16 protein-coding genes are annotated in these 18,994 nt (G+C 65.8%); 2 read left to right on the top strand and 14 right to left on the bottom strand.

The window, feature by feature from the left end:
* Window positions 1–22: 22 nt before the first annotated feature.
* Complete coding sequence (locus tag H0P51_RS28010) at window positions 23–808, top strand: hypothetical protein (protein WP_180916006.1); 786 nt, start codon at window positions 23–25, stop codon at window positions 806–808.
* A gap of 10 nt (window positions 809–818) precedes the next feature.
* Here the strand turns inward: H0P51_RS28010 and eccD are convergent, their stop codons facing one another.
* The 14 genes from eccD to H0P51_RS27940 all read right to left on the bottom strand — a co-directional run bounded on the left by eccD (window position 819) and on the right by H0P51_RS27940 (window position 18,097).
* On the bottom strand, window positions 819–2,354 hold the full coding sequence (gene eccD, locus H0P51_RS28005) for a type VII secretion integral membrane protein EccD (RefSeq protein ID WP_180916005.1): 1,536 nt from the start codon (window positions 2,352–2,354) through the stop codon (window positions 819–821).
* The gene (locus H0P51_RS28000) at window positions 2,351–4,507 is read right to left on the bottom strand and encodes a MinD/ParA family ATP-binding protein (protein ID WP_180916004.1); all 2,157 of its coding nucleotides are present in this window, start codon (window positions 4,505–4,507) and stop codon (window positions 2,351–2,353) included. The genes eccD and H0P51_RS28000 overlap by 4 nt, the downstream gene beginning before the upstream one ends.
* 116 nt (window positions 4,508–4,623) lie before the next feature.
* Window positions 4,624–4,911: a type VII secretion system ESX-1 WXG100 family target ESAT-6 gene (gene esxA, locus H0P51_RS27995; RefSeq protein ID WP_180916003.1), complete on the bottom strand. Its 288-nt coding sequence runs from the start codon at window positions 4,909–4,911 to the stop codon at window positions 4,624–4,626.
* Between the two features lie 39 nt (window positions 4,912–4,950).
* Window positions 4,951–5,253, bottom strand: a complete 303-nt coding sequence (esxB, locus tag H0P51_RS27990; protein WP_036362402.1) for a type VII secretion system ESX-1 WXG100 family target CFP-10 — start codon at window positions 5,251–5,253, stop codon at window positions 4,951–4,953.
* 90 nt (window positions 5,254–5,343) lie between these two features.
* Window positions 5,344–6,447: a PPE family protein gene (locus H0P51_RS27985; RefSeq protein ID WP_180916002.1), complete on the bottom strand. Its 1,104-nt coding sequence runs from the start codon at window positions 6,445–6,447 to the stop codon at window positions 5,344–5,346.
* A 233-nt stretch (window positions 6,448–6,680) separates the two neighbouring features.
* Window positions 6,681–8,438: a type VII secretion protein EccCb gene (gene eccCb / locus H0P51_RS27980; RefSeq protein WP_180916001.1), complete on the bottom strand. Its 1,758-nt coding sequence runs from the start codon at window positions 8,436–8,438 to the stop codon at window positions 6,681–6,683.
* Window positions 8,435–10,675 carry a type VII secretion protein EccCa gene (gene eccCa / locus H0P51_RS27975; protein ID WP_180916000.1) on the bottom strand — a complete coding sequence of 747 codons (2,241 nt, stop codon included), beginning with the start codon at window positions 10,673–10,675 and terminating at the stop codon, window positions 8,435–8,437. Before eccCa ends, eccCb begins: the two co-directional genes overlap by 4 nt.
* A 13-nt stretch (window positions 10,676–10,688) precedes the next feature.
* Window positions 10,689–12,134 carry a type VII secretion protein EccB gene (gene eccB, locus H0P51_RS27970; RefSeq protein ID WP_180915999.1) on the bottom strand — a complete coding sequence of 482 codons (1,446 nt, stop codon included), beginning with the start codon at window positions 12,132–12,134 and terminating at the stop codon, window positions 10,689–10,691.
* A gap of 3 nt (window positions 12,135–12,137) precedes the next feature.
* Window positions 12,138–13,859, bottom strand: a complete 1,722-nt coding sequence (eccA, locus tag H0P51_RS27965) for a type VII secretion AAA-ATPase EccA (protein WP_180915998.1) — start codon at window positions 13,857–13,859, stop codon at window positions 12,138–12,140.
* A complete protein-coding gene (locus H0P51_RS27960; RefSeq protein WP_281373839.1) occupies window positions 13,856–14,416 on the bottom strand; it encodes a DUF2694 domain-containing protein in 561 nt (186 codons plus the stop codon). Before H0P51_RS27960 ends, eccA begins: the two co-directional genes overlap by 4 nt.
* A 40-nt stretch (window positions 14,417–14,456) precedes the next feature.
* On the bottom strand, window positions 14,457–15,293 hold the full coding sequence (locus H0P51_RS27955; RefSeq protein ID WP_180915997.1) for an ESX secretion-associated protein EspG: 837 nt from the start codon (window positions 15,291–15,293) through the stop codon (window positions 14,457–14,459).
* Between the two features lie 2 nt (window positions 15,294–15,295).
* Window positions 15,296–15,607: an ESX-1 secretion-associated protein gene (locus H0P51_RS27950; RefSeq protein ID WP_180915996.1), complete on the bottom strand. Its 312-nt coding sequence runs from the start codon at window positions 15,605–15,607 to the stop codon at window positions 15,296–15,298.
* Window positions 15,608–15,697: 90 nt separating this feature from the next.
* Window positions 15,698–16,939, bottom strand: a complete 1,242-nt coding sequence (locus H0P51_RS27945) for an EspA/EspE family type VII secretion system effector (RefSeq protein WP_180915995.1) — start codon at window positions 16,937–16,939, stop codon at window positions 15,698–15,700.
* A 237-nt stretch (window positions 16,940–17,176) separates the two neighbouring features.
* Window positions 17,177–18,097, bottom strand: coding sequence for an FHA domain-containing protein (locus H0P51_RS27940; RefSeq protein WP_343061804.1), 921 nt, complete (start codon window positions 18,095–18,097; stop codon window positions 17,177–17,179).
* A 533-nt stretch (window positions 18,098–18,630) separates the two neighbouring features.
* Here H0P51_RS27940 and H0P51_RS27935 point away from each other — a divergent pair.
* Window positions 18,631–18,921 (top strand): WhiB family transcriptional regulator, encoded by a 291-nt coding sequence (locus H0P51_RS27935; RefSeq protein ID WP_180915994.1) that lies wholly within the window; start codon window positions 18,631–18,633, stop codon window positions 18,919–18,921.
* Window positions 18,922–18,994: the final 73 nt, after the last annotated feature.

Here is an 18,994-nt window from a genome sequence, read left to right as displayed (position 1 = left end):
AACGCACCGAAGGGATGTTGTGATGGCTGAGGCGCTGGCTGTCGACCCCGCCCGCCTTGCCGCTGCGGCGAGCAAACTCGCCGAGCTCGCATTCCCAGCGCCGCCCGCGCCGATGGGGGTCGCTGGAACGGATCCTGTTTCGGCAGCCATCAACGAGACCATGCCGGGCATCGAGTCGCTGGTCTCCGACGGCCTGCCCGGCGTCACCGCAGCCTTGCGACGGACTGCCAGCAGCATGACGGCCGCGGCCGATATCTATACCAAGGCCGACCAATCGCTGGGCCAAGCGCTGACGCGGTACGGGTTCGACGGCGACGGGCAGGCGCTGGGCAGCATGGCCGCCGCGGCAGGTCAGCCGGACGCGGGCACGCTTGGTGCGGCCATGCTCGGCGGGCCCGTGGGCGCAGCCCAACAACTGCTGGGCGCATCCGGCGGTAGTGCGGCAGCGGCCGCGATTGGCCAGCAGGTCGCCGCGGCGGTCAGCGACCAGGCCACGGCGTTGGCGCCGCAACTGCAAGCGACGGTTCCACAGTTGATCCAGCTCGCACCGCTGGCCCAGCAGATGGCACCGATGGGACAACAGGTCGGTCAGAGCGTGCAACAGGCAACGTCGCAGGCGTCGCAAGGTGCGGGGTCCTCGGCCCAGTTGACCGGCGACACCAAGCCCGACGAGAACCAGAAGGACAACGAGGGCGACGAAGGTCAGTCGGCGGCGGGCGCCGCGGCGGGTCCGACCACGTTGGTGAGTGCCCCGGTGACCAGCGCCCAGGCCAGTGGAGCATCAGGCACAGTCGCCGCCCCGATCTGACCCGGCTGGTTCAGAAGCGCAGATTGCGCACCATGTCGTAGACGCCGGTCACCCACAGCAGCAGCGGGATGACGGATGCGACCACCGCCCCGTCGATCAGCTCCGAAATACGTTTCGCCACGGGCGATATACGCCGTATTGGGGCCATCGCGCCGGTGATCACCAAGGAAACCACGACCAGGGCCAGATAGCCGCTGAGGATCAGCCAGGCCCACTGCGGATACCAGAGGCTGAGCTTGACCGTCACACCCGTCGGTATCGCAACCGTCGCGGCCAGCAAAGCCCACGCGCACCACCGGTCGGCATACAGGCGGGACCGGAACCCGCACAGCACCATCAGAAGAGTGGCAATCACCATGGTGTGGACGAAGAAGTGCCCGTGCGTGACGACCGCGACGGCGCCGGCCGCCAGGATCAATGTTCCTGCGGTCACGAATCCGACCAACAGTTGCTTGGCCAATGCGCTGCGCTCGGTCAGCCGGGCGGCCGAGGCCGGCACCGACGCAATGATCGCCTTCCAGGTTGGGGTCTCGCTGTTCGCCGTTTCATCGGTGGCGACAGGGTCAAGCAGTTCCTCGTTGTCCACGGTTTCGCCCGGCGCGGGAATGGGCGGCAGTGCGATCCGGGCGACGGCGACGGTCAGCTTGGCCGCGGTCGTCACGACGAACAAGCCGAACGCGATCGCCCCGGCCGGTACCCAGCGCTGGTAGCCGTATCCGTACGCGATCGCAGCGCCGATCAGCGCCACCATGGCGATCACCGCAAACGAGGACAACTCGTGGCGGCGGTTCGGACCCCCGCGTGTCAGCAAGGTGATGAGCAGCACCGCCGTGGCTGCGGCGGCGAGTTGGGGCGCGCCCAGCGAGCTCACCCCGCGTGGCAGCGGGACGGCGATCGCCGCTGCCGCGGTGATCAGCGGCACCGACGCGGCCAGCAGGCATTCGGCGAACTCGGCTTTCTGGTAGAAGCGCTTGGCCACGAACGATCCCACCAGCACGGCGACTCCGACCAGGCCCAAGGCCAGCGCCCAGTACCAACTGCGGCCGGTCAGCCACCACGCTCGCATCGCCGCCAGCGTGATCGGCACGGCCAGGATCGGGACGGCCACGCCGATGAACCGGTCGACTGCCGGGCGGTCGAACTCCGGAGTTTCGTCGAGCACCGCGATCGCGTCGATGACGTCCTCGACCAGCGGCCGGTACCGTTCGGTCCGGCTTGCCGACACCAGGGTCAGCAGCGATCCGTCCACAACTCCGGCCTCGTCGAGGGACTGGTCAAGTTTCAACGGCGGCGCTCCCGGCCTGGCGAATGTCCAGACGCCCTGGGCGGAAAAGTCGAAGCCGGCCAGAATCTCGGCCGGGGTGTCCTCCAGCAACTCAGCCAGCACGGCCACCGTCTCGTCGATGTAGGTAGCCATTGGTGTCGCCGCGGGCAACACCAGGTCCGTCATCCGTCGCCCGGTCAGGACGGTCACCCGCGTGGTCGCGGGTCGTGCGGGGGTGGTGCCCGCAGCGGTCGAACCGGCGCTGGTAGCAGGTGCGCTCAACGACGTCCCGCCCTTTCGAAATCGTCGGACAGAGCCGCGGCCAGCTCGAGTACCCGGCGTTTGTAGGCGGGGTCGAGTTGGTCGAGCTGAATTTCGGTCCCGGTGGCGATGTGCTTGTCCCAGGGCAGCAGCACCACCCGGTCGGGCCGTACCAGCTGTTGGAACTGTCGCACCAACTGCTTTTCCGCGACGTTGGTCTCACCGACCGCGGCGTGGTTGACGACCACCACAACGCGCTCGAGCAGGTCCTGATACCCGTTGTGGCGCAACCATTCCAGCGCGCTTTCGGCCTGTCGCGCACTGTCCACCGAAACGTTGGTGACGATCACGATCGCCGACGCAGTCTCCAGTACTCCGCGTGTCACCGGGTCGAACAAGCCCGGCCCGCAATCGGCGAGCACCAGATTGTAGAACTTCGAGACGGTGTCGAAGGCAGAGCGCACGTCCTCGCCACTGAGCCCGCGCGCAGCGGTGCTGTACTCGGCGGTCGGCAAGACCTCGAGGTTGTCGGCGTTCACGCTGATGTGTGCGCGTACGTCGTTGTAGTGCGAGACGTTCTTGTCGGACACCAGATCCGCAATAGACGAGGGCGACGTACGGCCTGCACGCTCGGCGAGGTTTCCGCAGCCGGGATCCGCGTCCAGGCCCAGGATCCGATCGCCGCGCACTTGCGCGAGCACGGTGCCCAACGTGACGGTGGTCGTTGTTTTGCCGACGCCGCCCTTGAGGCCGAGCATCCCGATCTGATACGCGCCGCGCGGTTTGCGGCGGACCCGGGCGTGCAGGCTCAACTCGTATTTCTCGTCCGGCGACAGGCCGGGGTTGATCCGGGTGAGCCGGTAAAAGCCACGGCGCCAGCCCCGTTGGGGTACGGGCTTGGTGCCCTGCTGGAGAGGCTGGATATGCGGTTGGGGTGCAAGCGTGGGCGTCGAGGCCGCGGCTCGCGGTGGCGTCGGGGTGGGTGCCGAAGGTGGTGGTGCAGGCGTCGCTGGGCGAGCCGGCGGCACCGTTGCGCGTCGCTTGTCAGCAGCCGGCGACGGGGTCGGCCGGCCCGCTTGCGGGGGGGCGGGCGCCCGCGGGGCTGGGGCGGGTTCGTTGAGCTGGAACGGCACGGTCGGCGGTTCCGCCGGGCGCGCCTGCCGGACCTTGTTTTCGGGCATTGGGACGCGGAAGTAGGGGCCACCCTCCGGATCAAGCTCCCCGGACTCGGGATCGGGTAGATAGCGGTGTCCGCGGCGCGCTCGCCTCGGCGGCTCGGCCGACGGGGGTGCTGTCGCGGCCGGCGCGGGTTCGACCGGTGGTGGTGGGTGTTGCTGGTTTCCGCCCACGCGGACCCGTTGTGTGCGGGTGTCCTCGGGTGTGGGCCGGCTGGGTTCGCCGTGCGGCGGTCGGTCCCATCGCACCGGCGGCGATCCGCCGCCGGTCGCACGGCGCGGAGGTGGCACTTCGGTGCGGGCCACGGGCGGCGGTTTGCGGGCGCGGGGCGGAGTGGGGGGCTCCGGCACGGCCGGCGGGGCGGGCGGTGCCGCGGGCGGGCCGGCTGAAATATGTTGCGGCTGAGGTGCTTCAGCTGTCTCAGGCGCTGGCTGCGACGGCGGCCGGGGCGTGGGCAGCGCGGGCTCGGACGTCACCGGTGCGGGCGTCACCGGTGTGGGCTCGGGGTCGTACGGCGGGAGTGCGGGCGGCGGCGGTGGCGGTGGTCCGCCGATGGGCATTGGCGGCAGAGGGGATTTCGCCGCAGTGGCCGGCCCGCCGGCCTGTACGGGTTGCGGGGATGCAGCTTCGGGCTCCGGCGGTGCGGCTGGCGGCTCCGCGGGCGGGGCTAGCGCGGCCGGCGGGGGTGGCAGTTCCGGCGGTTCCGGTGGCGCGGGTGGCGGCTCCGCAGCAGCGGGCGGCGGAGGGCGGATCGGCATCGGCGGCCTGCTCGGTGGCGTGGTTGGCGACGGCGATGCAAGCGGAGCCGCAGGGGGTGCGACCGGGGCCGGCGCGTTCGCCTGAGACCAATCGACCGCTGGCGCGGCAGCCGATTCCCGATCTCCTCTTTGAGCGGAACCGGTCAATGCGTTCGGATCGAAAAAAGTTTGCTCGGCTTCGTCATCCCGCGAATCGGAAACCTTGGCGGGCCGAAAGAGCGCGTCATAGTCGGCCGGCATGAGAACCTCTCACAAATTCACCAAAAAGATAAAGCACGAGAAGGGGCGAGATCCCCCACTGAGGTGAACTCGCCCGATCTCGTGCTTCGAGATTCTACGCGTACAGAGGTCTTTTGTTATGCGAACATGCCCGTCACGTTGCCCTCGGTCGATTGCATGGCCTGGCCGGCCTCGCTGATAGTCCGGGCCAGGTTCTGCAGGGCGCTGTTGAGGTCCTGCGCGGTGGCGTCCCACTTCTGCTGAACGCCCTGGTAGGCCTCCGAACCGCTACCGCCCCACGCGGCGGCGAGCTTGGTAAGGGATTGCTTGCCCTCGTCGAGCAGGGAGTGAATGCTGGTCACATTTCCCTGAATGGTGCTGGCCGCGGCTTCGATGCCCGCGAAATTCCACTGCTGTTCTGTCATGTTGCTGCTCCGTTTCTCGGTGGTATTTGGGGAATTTGATCAGAAGCCCATTTGCGAGGACAGCGCTTGCTGCTGCTCCTCGTCGGCACGCTGGTATTGGACGCCGGCCTGACGGATATTCGTCGAGATCTCGTCGAGTTCGGCCTTTTGCTTGTTGGCGGCTTCCTGGAAACGCACCACGGCGGCTTGGGCGGCCTGACCGGCAGCGCCCTGCCACTGCCCCTGCAGCGAAGCTGCGGTGGACTCGACCTGGTCGATCTGTGTCTTCAGGTCGCCCGAGATCCGCTCGAAGTTACCTGCCTCTTGCGCGAGGGCAGCGGCATCAGTCTTCATCTCTGCCATGCTGGACTTCTTTCTCTCTTTCCATTCCTCGCCATCGGTTGGCAAGTCTTCCGGCCCGGTTGACCGGGAAGTGTGTTGTGGCGCCGGGGATCACCAGTCGTCATCGTCATCCCACAGGTCTTCTTCTGGTTCGTCGTGCTCCTCGGTGGCTGCGGCAGGCACGGCAATGGTCGCCCTGGTACCGGCGCCGGATGCGCCACCCTGACCCATCGCGCCCGTGCCGACCGGGGCCGTGCCGCCAGTCGCGGATTCGCCTGCTGCCGCCGCCGGCAGCACCGCTGGACCGGCCGGCTTGTCGATCAGGCCGGTCATCAGCGGTGTGCGGGCCAGCGTGCCGCCCGCGCCCGGAAGTGCTTCCCCGCGTAGCAATCCCGCGCCGACACTCGCGCCCGCGCCGCCCGCAAGTGGGTGGTTTGACAGCGGGCTGGCCCCCAGTAGACCCATCTGGACTTCGTCGTCGCCCAGTCCGGTACCGGTGCCGCCCGAGCCACTGCCCAGCTGGCCGAACATCGAGGTCATCTGCTGCGCCGGCTGGGCGAGCTGCTGCATGGGGCCGCTAAGTTCGGCGACCTGGCCGACCGTGGCCTGCACGGTTTCCGGGGTCAATGCGCCCAGTTGAGTCGGCATCCCCATCAACGGGCTCGACGCCATGCTCTGACTAATGCCGGGGTCGAGGATCGCCGCCATTGGCTCGATCTTTTCGAACATGGTGTTGACCAAGGTCTCGGCCTCGTAGATGTCCATCGCCACGGCCGCCTGAGTCCACATGCGGACGAAGTAGTCGATTTCGTTCAGGGCGATCGGGATCGTATTGATACCAAGGAAGTTGGTGGCGGTCAGTACCGCGGTGGTGACGTGGTTCATCGCGATCTCGGGTAACGACGGCGTGGTTGCCATCGCCTGCGTGTAGGCCGCGGCTTGCGCGGCGGCTTGCATGCCGCGAGTCTTGGCTTGCGTCGAGGCGGTTTGCAGCCAGGTCACCATCGGAAGTGCAGAAGAGATCGCCTTGTCGCTGCTGCCTCCGGTCCAGGCCTCGCCGAGCGAGTTCAGCCGGGCGGTCAGTTCGACGGCCTGAGCGTCCAGGGCAGCGGACAGCGACTCCCATCCCGTGGCGGCAGCCAGCATCGGGGCCGGACCGGCGCCGGCCATCAGCCGAGCGGTATTCAGCTCCGGTGGCATTGCGTGCCATAGCATGGTGATCACTCCCTTCTGCCTTCGAATTGTCCGCAATCGGCGCGAACAGCAACGCCAATTCGAATTGTTTAGTTGTGCTTTCGGAAATGGCTTTTCCAGGCCGAGACGTCCTCGTTATCGCCCGAAACAAATCCGGTCGTCGTGACGCTCGAAGCTCGATTTCTCGCAGTCCGCGATAGCCGCTTGCCGGTGTTGAAATAATCCTAACCGGGGTCTGGGGGTGCTCCGCACACTTATTCGCCGAGCTCGTCCGGGGGCTCGATGTAGGGCGCCTGGATCACCTCCTTTCCGTCAGGGGAGACGAGAAATGCCTGGCCAGGCGGCCTACGCTTGACCTTGAATTCGCTAGATGGGAACTCCTGCTTCTCACCGGAGAGGAACATCGTCGGTGCGCCCGACCCGAACGCGGCTCCCACAAATTTGTCCATCGTCGCCTTGTAGGCCTGGCTCATCTGGCAGGTGACAATGATGTGCAATCCGATATCCGCGGCCGCCGGCAGCAACGGGGCCAATGGCGCCATTGGTGGCATGCCACTGGCGGCGCCGACGATCATGTGCCAATCGTCGACGAGCAATACCACATCGAATCCACTCCACCACGATCGTGAACGCAATTGTTGCGTCGTCAGGTCGGTCGGGGGCAGCCGCTTCTTCAGGTTCACCGCCAGCGCCTGGACCGCTTCGTCCAGGCTGGAGCTGTTGCGGTTGATCGCACCGGCCTGCAGCAGATGTGACTGTGGCACCGCGTCGAGCAAGCCGGAGCGATAGTCGGCCAGCATGAAGCGCACCTGCTGGGGGCTGTTGCGGGCGCAGATGGCACGCGCGATCGCGTGGGCGATGGTGGTCTTGCCCGACTTCGCCGCCCCGAAGATCAGCAGGTGCGGATTGGTGTGCATGTGGCTGTATGCCGGCGTCAGGTCCGTCTCACGCAACCCGATCGGAATCTCCCACCGGGTGCGGTAATCCGCGTCGGGGCCGGGCGGGTTGGGATCCAGTTCGTAGAGGTGGATCCGCTCGGGCAGCACCCGGACGGGCGGTGCCTTCTCGGTGGTCTGGGCCGCGATCTGGGCGACTCCCGCGGTCATCGCCTCCACCAGGTTGTCGGTGCCGTGCACGCCGTCGAACCTGGGTACCCCGATCATCAGGTGGTGTTTCTCCATCGACACCGCGCGGCCCGGCCGGTTCGCTGGGATCTCCCGGGTGATCCGGTCGATCTGGGTTTCGTTGACGTCGCCGAGCCGGAATTCGATCTTGGTCCCCAGATAGTCACGCACGCGTGACTTCAGTTCCGTCCACCGCGGTGTGGAGATGATGACGTGCACGCCGAACGCCAGACCCTGTGCGGCCAGATCCTGTACCGGCGCTTCTAGTTCGGAGAACTCGCTGACGAAACCGGGCCACCCGTCGATGATCAGGAACACGTCGCCGTAGGGATCGGCCGCAACGGGCTGGTTCGGGTCGTCGCGTAGCTGCCGGTACATCGCGATCGACCCGACCCGGTGTTCCTTGAACAGCTGCTCACGTTGCCGCATCACCGACTGCATCTCGGCGACCACGCGGTAGACCTTGTCGGGTTCGGAACGGTTGGCGATGCCGCCGACGTGCGGCAGGTTCTCCAGGTAGATCAGACCACCACCACCGAGGTCGATGCAGTAGAACTGCACGTTGCGGGGGGAGTGGGTGGCGGCGGCCGACATCACCAATGTCTGTAGCAGCGTTGACTTCCCGGTCTGCGGTGCACCGCCGATACCAATGTTGCCGCCAGCACCGGACACGTCGACGCCCCAGGTCTCCTGCAGGTGCCGCCGGGGCTCATCCATGATTCCGAGCGCAAATCGCAATGGGCGGCGCCGATCCCGCGCGATGAGTTCGTTCACCGGCGTCGGGTCGGCCAGTGGTGGCAGCCACATCTTGTACGCCCGGGATTCGCCGGTGCCCAACTGGTCGAGCACAACTTCGCGCAACGCCCGGGTCTCCGTGGTCTCCGTCATGATGTCGACGCTTTCTCGATCACCTGGGCGGCGGTGAATTGGTGAATCGCTACGGACTGTTTGGAAACCTGCGGGCCGCCGCGCCCGCTGTCGCCGTTGGTGTCTACGACCGCCGGCGGAATGTAGGGGCCGCCGATGTAGAAGGTGCTGAACTTCACTGGATCCTCCATGCCGACCCGCAGGAACCCGACACCGCTCTCTTTGTTGGTGATGTACTGCGCTTCCGGTGTCCCGATGACTGCCTTTGACTCGTGAGAGCTAGTGGTGCGCAGAGCGATTCGGTAGGTAAGGTTGGGCTCCAGCTTGTCGATGCGCACTCCGCCGGTTTGCAGCGACTGGGTGGCCAGCAGCAGGTGCACCCGCAGCGAACGGCCCACCCGGCAGATCCTGTCGAATAGCCCGATGAAATCGGGATGGCTTTGCAGCAGTTCGGCGAATTCGTCGACTACCACGAAAAGAGTTGGCAGCGGGGCTAAATCGGCGCCGCGCTCGCGGTATTTCTCGTACTCGGCGACGCCGGAGAGCGCACCGGCCGCACCGACCTGAATGCCGGCCTGCCGCAGGATGTTCTGCCGGCGGTCGAGTTCGCCGGTCAGCACCTCGCCCATGCGGCTCACCAGCTCGGCTTCCTCGGCCATGTTGGTGACGACGGCGGCGGTGTGCGGAAGTTTCTCCATGCCGAGGAACGTCGACCCGCCCTTGAAGTCGGTGAGCAGCAGGTTCACCTGATCGGGGTGGGTCATCGCGACCAACGACAGGATCAGGGTGCGCAGGAACTCCGACTTACCCGACCCGGTGGTACCGATCAGCATGCCGTGCGGTCCGGCGCCGAACTCGGCACCCTCCTTAATGTCGAGGTACATCACGTTGCCGGTCTTGAGTTCATGACCGAAGGGAATCTTGAGCCGGTCCCGGTCGGTGTCGGTGTACATCCTCCAGCGGGCCGGCGTTACTTCCTCGACGCTCTTGGCGCCCACCAGCTGGTGCCACTCGCTGGCCACCTTCTTCTGCACCCGCTGTGTGCGGTCCAGGATGGTCCCGGTGATCGACCAGCCGGCCAGCTTCCGGGCCAGCCGGGTCGCCGCCTCGGGCGACATGCCGTCAGCAGCCGAGACCACCAGGCGGAACTGCTGGCCGGGCAGTCTGTCGTCGGCGGTCCCGTTCTCGGCGACTCGGATTCGGTAGGCCGAGCCGCGGTGATTGCCCAGTGTGATCACCGTGACCCCGGCGCGCCCATCGGGTGGGAATCCGGCCTTGCCGCCGGTCAGATCAACCACCACGACGTGCGGCCCGGTCGGCAAGGTGTCGGGGGCGTGCGGGCCTCGCGCGGCGAGATCGGCCAGGCCGTCCGGGCGGGTGTAGATCATCCGGAGCGGCCCGGCGGCATCAGTCTCGGTCTGATGTTGAACGTGCGGAAGCCATTTGAGCCAGGACCAGTCGGGATCGTCCGGGCTTTCGGTCAGTACCCGGATCTGCAGCAGGTCCGGCGGATGGAAGACGGCCAAGTGACAGATCATGGCGGTCAGCAACCGGTCTGCGCCCGGCCGCTCGCCGCCGAGTGCGATGGTCGGAAAGGTGCGCAACTGCAACAGTTTCGGACAGTCGTGAATCAGGCCGTGGGTGCGCAGGAACTTCACCACCCACATGTGGCTGACCGGCTCCAGGTACGGCTGCGGTGCGGCCATCGAAGCCGCCAGTTCGCCGCCGACGGCCGGCTTCAACAGACGGTCCACCGCTGGCTGATCCCCGACCCCGATCCGGGTTGCCGCATAGAAGTCACTGTTGGCCGGCCGAGACCACTGCCGCTGGGTGCCGACGATGGACAGCAGATCTTCGGGATGTGGCGCGTGATAGGCGAAGAACGCCACCTGCGAGCTGGCGGAGGCGGTGACGCGCCCGCGCAACCCGGCCAGATAGCGCAGGTATTCCTTGCGGTCGGCGTTGATCTCCGGCACCTTCTTGCCGCCACCACCGGTGCCGCCGGCCATGCCGCCGACCATCATCATGATCATCATCAGCGGCATCATCAGCATGTATGGCGACAGTTGCTTGGTGCCGCCGGCCAGCATGATCGCGATCATGCCGACCATGCAGCCACCCATCACGTAGGGCAGCGCCTTCTGCACACCGGACGGCGGGATGTCGATACCGAGGTCATCGGGCGGGGTAAGGCTGATCTCGCCAGGCGTCAGCCGGGGTCCTCGGGTGATGGTTGGGGTGAACTTCTTAGTCGTCATGACATGTCCGTTTTCACTGAGGGGCTCCCGGAGTACCGGCCGGAACTTTCCGCGGTGCGGGGTCGGCGGGCAGCGTTTCGTGCTCGAGCATCGCGGCGTCCTTCGATAACACCGGACCATCTACCAGCAGCCGAATGATCTCCCACGGCGCGGTTTTCGGCGAACTCAGCCCGAGGGCCTTGGCGGAGTCGGCGTTGGGCACCCCGTAGCGCACCCCTGCGGGGTCGACGTAGTACATCGATTCGCCGAACCGCGGATCCGGCGACTGGAGTCGCACGAACTTGCCGCCGTCGATGTAGATGGTCGCGGTTCCCTGGATCTGCTTGATACCGGTGCTCATCAACGACGGTGCAATCGGCAGATGACGGCCCGAAAGGATGGTCTGCTTGGGTGCCTGATCGCCGGCTGCACGTTCCCAGGTCCAGCACAATGTGGGTTCGTCGGGCCGGGTCAGGATCGTCAGTTGTTCGTTTGGAAGCGGTGAGGGATAGACGCGTTCGGGGAGTCGGACAACGATGCTGGGCATCACCGCGGGCGGAGCGACCAGGCCGTGGGACTGGGTGGCCCGCAGTGCGGCTGCGGTCGTGGAGTTCACCATCGCGATGCCGTCGGACAACACCACGTAGTACTGCGGGCCCTTGTCGGCGTGGATCTGGAACACCGAACCGATCACCAATTCTTCGGGTAGCCCAAGGGTGTTCGGCGCTCCTGCGTCGGGGATGGGCGGCAGCTGCCAGTTGCCCTGGCTGGGCAGTGCGTTGAACATACCCTCGGAGATGGGCACGGGCTTGGCATTGATCGGAATCCCCATTGCAGAGGTGAGTGCGCGGTCATCGAGATCGATTGAGTGCCTGCCCTTTTCGGTGATGATCCACTGCTGGCCTTGGTAGGTCGCCAGTAACGCCTCGTTCGAGTCGACCGGGTCTACGGTGGAATCGATCTGCAGCGGCATCGCGATCACCGAGGTCTGGATCACCGGTGCGGCGCTGTCGGCCCGGGACACGGTGTCGCACAACGTCCACACCGAGTTGTTGCCGCCGGACACCGGTGTCGCGTAGGGGGCGCCCGGAATCCCCAGCGTCTGGCCCAGCGACAGCTTGTTCAGTTCGGAGGACTTCACCGCGGCGGGGTTGGCCGGGTTGCCCAGCACCAAACGCGCCGACGTCAGGTTGTAGACCGGGTGCATGTGCCCGGCGACGATCACGTACAGCTCGTTGGTGGTCCGGTCGGTCAACAGCGTGGTACTGCCGAGCTTTCCCTGCGGTTTGAAGTACGCCAGCAGGCCCGCACCCACCAGGATCACCACCGCGATCACGACGCCGAGCCACACCGACCTGCTGTAGAACTGCAGCGGGTCGTCGAACATGCGGGTGTCTCGGCGCACGATCGCGTGCTCGACGCGGCGGAGCAGGAAGCGCCAGCCGCTGACCTGAACCTTGGTGGTCAGGCGAAGCCCCATGTCTTACTCTCTCGTGTTGAGGTGTGCATGCACCGCGGCGATTGCCTCGGCCATGTCCGCGCCGTTGATCTCCTGTAGTCGGTCCACATCCAAGGACTCGATATCGAGGCCCTGCGCCAGCCGCATGTCCCGGCATTGCTCGGCCGCTTCTACCAATTGCCTTGCATAGCGGCCATTTCCGGCGATGTCGAGTGCTGGGCGGCCGCGCAGAGTTCGATCGTGCAGTACCTTGGCGGCCTCCAGGAACTCATCGGCGGCCTCAGCGCTCAACGCCGAGTCATTAGCATTAGCGAGCACTTTGGCGATCTCGAGCAGCTCGTCGGGACTGTAGGTGTCGAATTCGATGCGGGTGGCGAAGCGCGACCGCAACCCTTCGTTGGTCTCCAGCAGACGGTCGATGTCGCTGCTGTAACCGGCGATGATCACCACCAGACGGTCGCGGTCGTTCTCCATTCGCGCCAGCAGGGTGTCCAGTGCCTCCTGGCCGAACGGGTCGGTGCGACCATCCCGTTCCTGAACCAGTGCATACGCCTCGTCGATGAACAGCACACCGCCCAGGGCATGGTCGATGGTCTTTGCGGTCTTGACGGCCGACTGCCCCTCGTACTCCGCGACGAAATCCTTGCGCGACGTTTCGACGAGCTTGGGTTCGGAGATGACGCCCAGCCCCGCGAGGATGTTGGCCACCACCCGCGCGATCGTCGTCTTACCGGTGCCCGGCGGGCCGGCGAAGATCATGTGCTTGCTGGGTTGGGCCACCTTCATGCCCTTGGCGGCGCGCACCCGGGCCATCAGGGTTGCCGCACGATACCGCTCGATCTGGGTCTTGACCCGGGACAGACCGATCTGGCGGTCCAGTTCGGCCTGGGCTTGCTCCAGCAGTCGCTCGCGACCGGAGTTGTCGGTCACCACGCTGCCCGGGTCCCACGGATCGGACCGTGACGAAATCTGCTCGGCCGTCGTCGTCTTCAACCGGTACGCCGGATCCTTCAGGGCCGCAGCGACTTTAGGATCCGGGTGGGTGGTCTGCAGCCATTCCAGCAGCGCTACCGCCGCCTCTTCGTTGCCCTGGCTGCGCCGTGCCAGCGCCAGAAACCACGCAATGGCCCGCGCGCACGCCTCGCCGGCGGGCGAGTCGTTGGCCTCGGTGAGTCGCCGCTCGGCCTCGGTAAACAGGCCCAGGTTCGCCGCGGCGACCCCATGCGCGACACCGGCAGCACCGGTGAGGAACTTGTCGGGCCACTTCCCGGCGCCCTTGACTTCGTCGATCACATCGGTCCAGCGTTCAGCGGCGCCGTAGATCACCGCCTTGAGCCAGGACACAAGATGTTCGGAGCCGGCCACCGCGCTGGCGTCGATGGCCTCTATCGCGTCGGCGTAGTTTCCTTGTGCCGCTTCGGACGCAGCGAACCCCATGGTGACCGCGAGCGGAGATGTCACCGGATAGGTGATGTCGCCGTACAGCCCCCCGATGGGTACCCGCGCGTTCACGGCGCTCATCGAGATCTGCGCGGATCCCGAAAGTTGGCCGAAGTTGCGGCGCGAATACCAGGCCCGGAACAGGGTCACCCGGTCGGTGTCGCCGCACCGGATGCGGCCCACCCAGGCATCGCACGCGGACTCGTCGTAGTTGGTGATCTCGGTGAACAAGTCCAGCGACCGTGCCTCCGACAACGGCAGCATGCTGACGGCACTGTCGAACAGACCGGCGAGGCGATCAGTCATTGATCACCGTTGTACCGGGCGGTGTAGTCCACGTCGTAGCGGGCGGCGAATACCTCGGCCTCGCGGGCCGCCGCCTCTTCGGGGGTGGGCAGATTCAGCGTCATCCCGACGAATTCGTGTAGCAGGGTGTTCTGCGCGTCGCGCTCGCCGGTCATCTCGCTCATGTTCTCCACCATGAACGTGTGCTGGGCGGCGCGCGCCTTCTGCCGGGCTAGGTCGGCGATCACGAAGATCTCTTCGGACAGCGCGGACTCGGACATGCTCGATGCTTTGTCGGTCACCGTGATGTGCTGCACGCGGCCGTCCATGAGCGCCGTCACCGACACCGAACCCTGTGGGTTGGTCACGGTGAACAATGCCAGCTCAGGTTCCTCTTCGTGCTCCGTCAGACCGGCCAGAGCGTCCAGACCCGTTCCGCCGTAACCGGATTCGGGGCTCTCGACGGGCGGCGCGTAATCACCGAGGGCGTCGAGAGCCGATTCTTCGGCGGCGTTGGGGCCGGAGAAGTCCAGCGCGCCGAGATCGTCGGTGTCGTAGTCGTTCCCGGGCAGATCCACTATGGCGTCCCTTTCTGAACTCGTGGCGGGAGAAGGAGTTTCAGCCTCGTGCGGAGGCTTCCGCGTGGTCAAACCAAGAGCCGGCGGGCAACAGTTCCAGCAGGCTGTCCAGGGCCCGCTGCAGATTCTGTTGCGTGCCGGGCAGAAAACTTCCGTACAGCTCGCCACCGACGCGGCGCGGCAACGACACCAGCCGGCCGTGCTTGGAGTCGAGCACACCGGCGGCCGCTGATGTGGTGGTGTTAGTGCCGCCGGAATGGCGTTGACTGGCCACGATCTCCACCCAACTGGCCGGGTTGCTGACGATCTCGCTGTAGATGCGGGCCTGGGCAGGGGTGACGCCGTGCCGTGTCAGCTGCGCGGCTGTTGTGCACTCGGCCAATTCGCTAGCCAGACCCGTCAACGGTTCGACGTTGGCCGGATCGGCCGGGCCCAGCACCGTGGTGAGCATGCCCGCCAGACCGACCTGGGGAGCGACGAGCTGCAGCACCAGCATGTCGTCATCGCGTGCAGCGACAACATGCGTTTCGCCTTTGCGGCACACCACGAATCGCACCATCACGCCCTTGTCGCGGCGCCACCATCGACACTCCAGGGTGCGATCGGCCCGGCTGATCGTGTCGACCATCGTGGCGACACCGGGATGCGGCATGCCGTGGTGGTCCAGCACGCCCTGCCCGGTGAGATCGCGTTGGACCTGTTCCCAGACGACGTCACGCAGGTCCTCTTGCGGGATGTTGGGCCGGATCCCGAGTGCGACGGGGAAATCGACAAGCTGCAGTCGGTCGGCGATCACCAGCATGCCGTCGATGGTCACCTCGACCCCGACCACGTCGTCGTAAAGGCCCGCGCGACCGGAAGCGAGCGGACCGGACATGATTAGCCTAAGATCTTGTCGATGACGCCGGCGAGGCCTTCGTCGGCCTTCAGGTAAGCGCCTGCGGCCGAGAGCAGGCTGGTGGCCAACCCGTTGCTGACGCCCTGCACGCCCTTGCCGGTGTTGGCGCGGTTGGTCTCCATGTCGCGCAGCGCATTGTTGAACTTCGACGTGAACGAACCGTGGGTCATCGAGACCCGGCCGCTGATCCCGGTTACCGAATTGGTGGCGGTCTGGAATTGGCCCGCGATGTCGGTCTGCATGCCGGACAGAACCTTCAGGAACGAAGGAACGACGCCGAGAACTCCTGACATGGGGAAGACCCTCCTCTACGTTTAACGTTTTACTCGCTATGGCTTTGGCTTGCTATGGGTTTGGCTGGTTACAGGCCGATTTGCTAGGAGTTAGAGCACGGTTCCCTGCGGACTTTGTTGGCCACCGGCTGCCGTATCGACCGGCGCGCGCTCGCCCCCGGTGATTCCGGCGGCCGCGCCGGTTCGCTCGTCGTCCGAGTCGTCCTGCTGGCCGCCCTGCTGCGCCTGTGAGGAAATCATCTGCGCCTGTTGGCTGGCCATGTTGCCCAGTTGGCCGGGGCCGCCACCGGCCGCCATGAGTTGCTGCAGCTGGCCCATCGTGGACGTGACCTGCCCGACGCCCGGCAGCTGCGCGAAGCTGAGCAGATTGCCGAAACTCAACACCGGAAGGCCGGCGAAACCGCCCAAAAAGTCCGGTAGCGCGGCCAATTCGGTCCAGGTGGGGAGCTTGCCCAGGTTGCCGACGCCGGGGAACAGATCGCCGAGCCCGGGCAGGCCGGGGAACATGTCCGGGATGTTGGGCAGTCCGGGCAGGCTGGGGAACCCGGGGATGACGCCGCCCAGGTCGGGCAGCATGCCACCGAAGTCGGGCAGGCCGGGGATGGCCGGCCACTGGAATTCGGGCAGGCCCGGGATCGGCAGGTTGAAGTCCGGGAGACCGACCTGTGGCGGCCAGGTGAATTCGGGCAGGCCCGGGATGTTTGGCAGACCCGGAATTGGGATGTCGGGGAGCTTCGGAGGCCAGATGGTGTCGATGATGTCCTCGATGATGCCGGGGATTAGTCCGGCCAGGTTGGGCAGGTTCTTCAGGATGTCGAGCAGTCGGCCGCCGAGTCCAATCATGTTGAACGCGTTCATGGCGGTCATGATGGTCAGGTAGAGCAGCGCGCCGCCGACCACGGTCATTGCGAGCCCACACGCCGGGATCGCCATCGACACCGAGATGGCGTCACCGACGATCCAGAGGTTGTCTTCGCACCACTTGCACGCCTTGTACACGCCGTCGACCATGCTCTTCATGGCGCGCAGCACTTTGCGGGTGCTTTCGACGTGCTCGGCCTGATTGGAGATCAGATTGCCGGTCAAGTCATCGATTTCACCCATCAGCTTGGCGCGAAGTTGTTGGGCGGTGTTCTGGTTCAAATAGGCGTTGGCGGCATCACCAATCCAGTTGGTGCCCGGAATGGCCAAGCCGATTTTGTCGGCGACACCTTTGAACAGCGACGAACCGGCGTTGAAAATGTCGCCCGGGTCGGGAATGCCGTCGCCCAGTAAAAACAGTTGGGTGTAAATGAAGTTACTGGTGGTCTTGCATATCGCGCTACCCGACATTTGAAAGCTTCCTCACGTTGGCTGTTGGAGTGCACGGTCACTTTCGTTATGCACCTTCGCACCGTACGTCGAGCTTAACAGCGGTATAGGTGAGCTAGATGCACGAATTTTCGGGCTATGCGGGGCTTTTCGCGTGCAGAACGGCACCGTCGGGCCGACCCCTGAAACAGTGCTAAAGGCACGAGATGTTGCCGGCGGCACTGGCGCTTCACCCCGCGACAGGGGCCGGAAAGCCTTTCAATTGATCTGACGGATAAGCGCTTCGATCGCCGCGGCAATCTCGGCCGGCAAAGCTTCCTCGGCCTCAGCCCGAACGATCATCTCCTCCGCGACTCCGGCCGCTTGTGCCGTCTCGGAAGTGGAAAGGTTGGAGCGCCGGCGCGCCGCGTACAGCCGTTGCGCCAGCGTGGCGCCGGGTGCCGTTGCGCCGAGCGTCATCAATTGGTCGTGATATCGGCGCACGGCGCTCATAGCCTTGATCAATTCCGGAGTGATACGAGTGATCCGGGTGGCTTGAACGGCGATACCTTCGAGTTGCCGCAAGTCGGCCAGAATCGGCGCGGCTCGCTCGATGAACTCGGGATCCTGCGGCGAGGGCAGCGCGGCGATCGCCAGACTGCAGGTGTCGACGGCGGCGGCCACGGCCTGGGCGATCAGTGAAGCGGGGCCCTCGGGTGCCGGCGTTGGCTCGGGGCCGGCGTCGCCAACCGGCACCGGGGCTGGTCGGGGAGCCGCCTGCATGCCTAAAGCCGCACCGTCGCGGATTTTGGCGATCGTCCCCGCGGGCCATTGCAGTACTTCCTCGAGCTTGGCTCGTGTGCGTTCGCGGGGCCAACTGCGGCCCTTCTCGAAGGCGATCAGCGCACCGGCGTTGATGATGCCGTCGGCCGCGAGGCTGCGCTGGCTGATGTCGAGTTCTCGTCGGCGAGCGGCGGCGGCGGCACCCGCCCGGACCAGACCGGGATCGAGTTCGCTGATGGGTTCACTGGCGGGGTCGGCCGGCTGTGCGGCACGTCCCTCCCGCGGGTGTTCTCCAGGCGGATTCGACGGCCTGACGACTTCGGACGTCAACGCCTTGCCTCCAGTGGATTCGGCGAACCGGATGTCTGTGTTGTCGCTGATGGTGAGGGCGCTGTCGTGCATTCCGCCGACGAACATACCGTTCGGGTTGTCCCCGACGGAGCGGTTGCCGGATCTCACCGCCTCAGGCCTGACGCCACCGAAACGCGGCCAGTCCGGCGGTCGATTGTGCGTTGGGCATCGGGGGACTTCCTCATCGGCGGCAATCAGTGCGGACAGCAGGACGCGTCTCCAGCTGACCAACATCGTAACTGTTGCGCCCGCCCGTTGGGAACACCTTCGCTACGCTTTCTCCGCTGAGTGAGATCCGTACATCATGGGGTTGAACATGACTAACGCTACGGTTCAGCGACTGAGCGCAGCGCCGCCCCTCAATCACGGCTGTGAACGCCACAAGCTGCTGAACTGCGGATAGACGGCCGATTCTCAGCAGACCGACAGAAGGTATCCAGACCAACCCAAAGTAGGTAAGCGATAACGCCGCGCCGCGTTGCAAAGCCGTAGCACCCTCCCGAAGTCGTGGAAATGAACTGTTGCACTGCGATGGTTAGTGCTATAGCCTTCTCAGCCGGAGGGGCACAACCCGCAACGCTTTGGAGGAACGCAAGAACATGACTGCTACGACTCTTTATGAGGTCCCGCAGCTGGGCGTGTGCACCCAAGACCCTGACCGCTGGACGACAACTCCCGACGCGGAAGCCAAGATGCTGTGTCGTGCGTGCCCGCGTCGCTGGCTGTGCGCCAAGGAAGCGGTGGAGTTGCCGGGTGCCGAAGGCCTGTGGGCCGGTGTGGTGATCCCCGATTCCGGCCGTGCCCGTACTTTCGCCTTGAACCAATTGCGGTCCCTGGCCGAGCGCAACGGGTTGGCGGTTCGCGAGCGGGTGACCGCCCAGTCGGCATGACCCGCCGCCCGCGCCGCAGCTTCGAGGGGTCCGCGGCGGGGTGACAGCAAGCGCCCTTGACGGCAAGCACTGT

This window comes from Mycobacterium vicinigordonae, assembly GCF_013466425.1.
GTDB lineage: Bacteria > Actinomycetota > Actinomycetes > Mycobacteriales > Mycobacteriaceae > Mycobacterium > Mycobacterium vicinigordonae.
Note: the sequence above shows the minus strand (reverse complement) of the source record. Positions and strands in the feature narration are given on the sequence as shown.

Excerpts from the sequence above, each read along its gene's own strand:
- H0P51_RS28010 (WP_180916006.1), top strand. The coding sequence starts at position 23 with ATGGCTGAGGCGCTGGCTGTCGACCCCGCCCGCCTTGCCGCTGCGGCG.
- H0P51_RS28000 (WP_180916004.1), bottom strand. The coding sequence starts at position 4,507 with ATGCCGGCCGACTATGACGCGCTCTTTCGGCCCGCCAAGGTTTCCGAT.
- esxA (WP_180916003.1), bottom strand. The coding sequence starts at position 4,911 with ATGACAGAACAGCAGTGGAATTTCGCGGGCATCGAAGCCGCGGCCAGC.
- esxB (WP_036362402.1), bottom strand. The coding sequence starts at position 5,253 with ATGGCAGAGATGAAGACTGATGCCGCTGCCCTCGCGCAAGAGGCAGGT.
- H0P51_RS27985 (WP_180916002.1), bottom strand. The coding sequence starts at position 6,447 with ATGCTATGGCACGCAATGCCACCGGAGCTGAATACCGCTCGGCTGATG.
- eccCb (WP_180916001.1), bottom strand. The coding sequence starts at position 8,438 with ATGACGGAGACCACGGAGACCCGGGCGTTGCGCGAAGTTGTGCTCGAC.
- eccCa (WP_180916000.1), bottom strand. The coding sequence starts at position 10,675 with ATGACGACTAAGAAGTTCACCCCAACCATCACCCGAGGACCCCGGCTG.
- eccB (WP_180915999.1), bottom strand. The coding sequence starts at position 12,134 with ATGGGGCTTCGCCTGACCACCAAGGTTCAGGTCAGCGGCTGGCGCTTC.
- eccA (WP_180915998.1), bottom strand. The coding sequence starts at position 13,859 with ATGACTGATCGCCTCGCCGGTCTGTTCGACAGTGCCGTCAGCATGCTG.
- H0P51_RS27955 (WP_180915997.1), bottom strand. The coding sequence starts at position 15,293 with ATGTCCGGTCCGCTCGCTTCCGGTCGCGCGGGCCTTTACGACGACGTG.
- H0P51_RS27950 (WP_180915996.1), bottom strand. The coding sequence starts at position 15,607 with ATGTCAGGAGTTCTCGGCGTCGTTCCTTCGTTCCTGAAGGTTCTGTCC.
- H0P51_RS27945 (WP_180915995.1), bottom strand. The coding sequence starts at position 16,939 with ATGTCGGGTAGCGCGATATGCAAGACCACCAGTAACTTCATTTACACC.
- H0P51_RS27940 (WP_343061804.1), bottom strand. The coding sequence starts at position 18,097 with ATGTTCGTCGGCGGAATGCACGACAGCGCCCTCACCATCAGCGACAAC.
- H0P51_RS27935 (WP_180915994.1), top strand. The coding sequence starts at position 18,631 with ATGACTGCTACGACTCTTTATGAGGTCCCGCAGCTGGGCGTGTGCACC.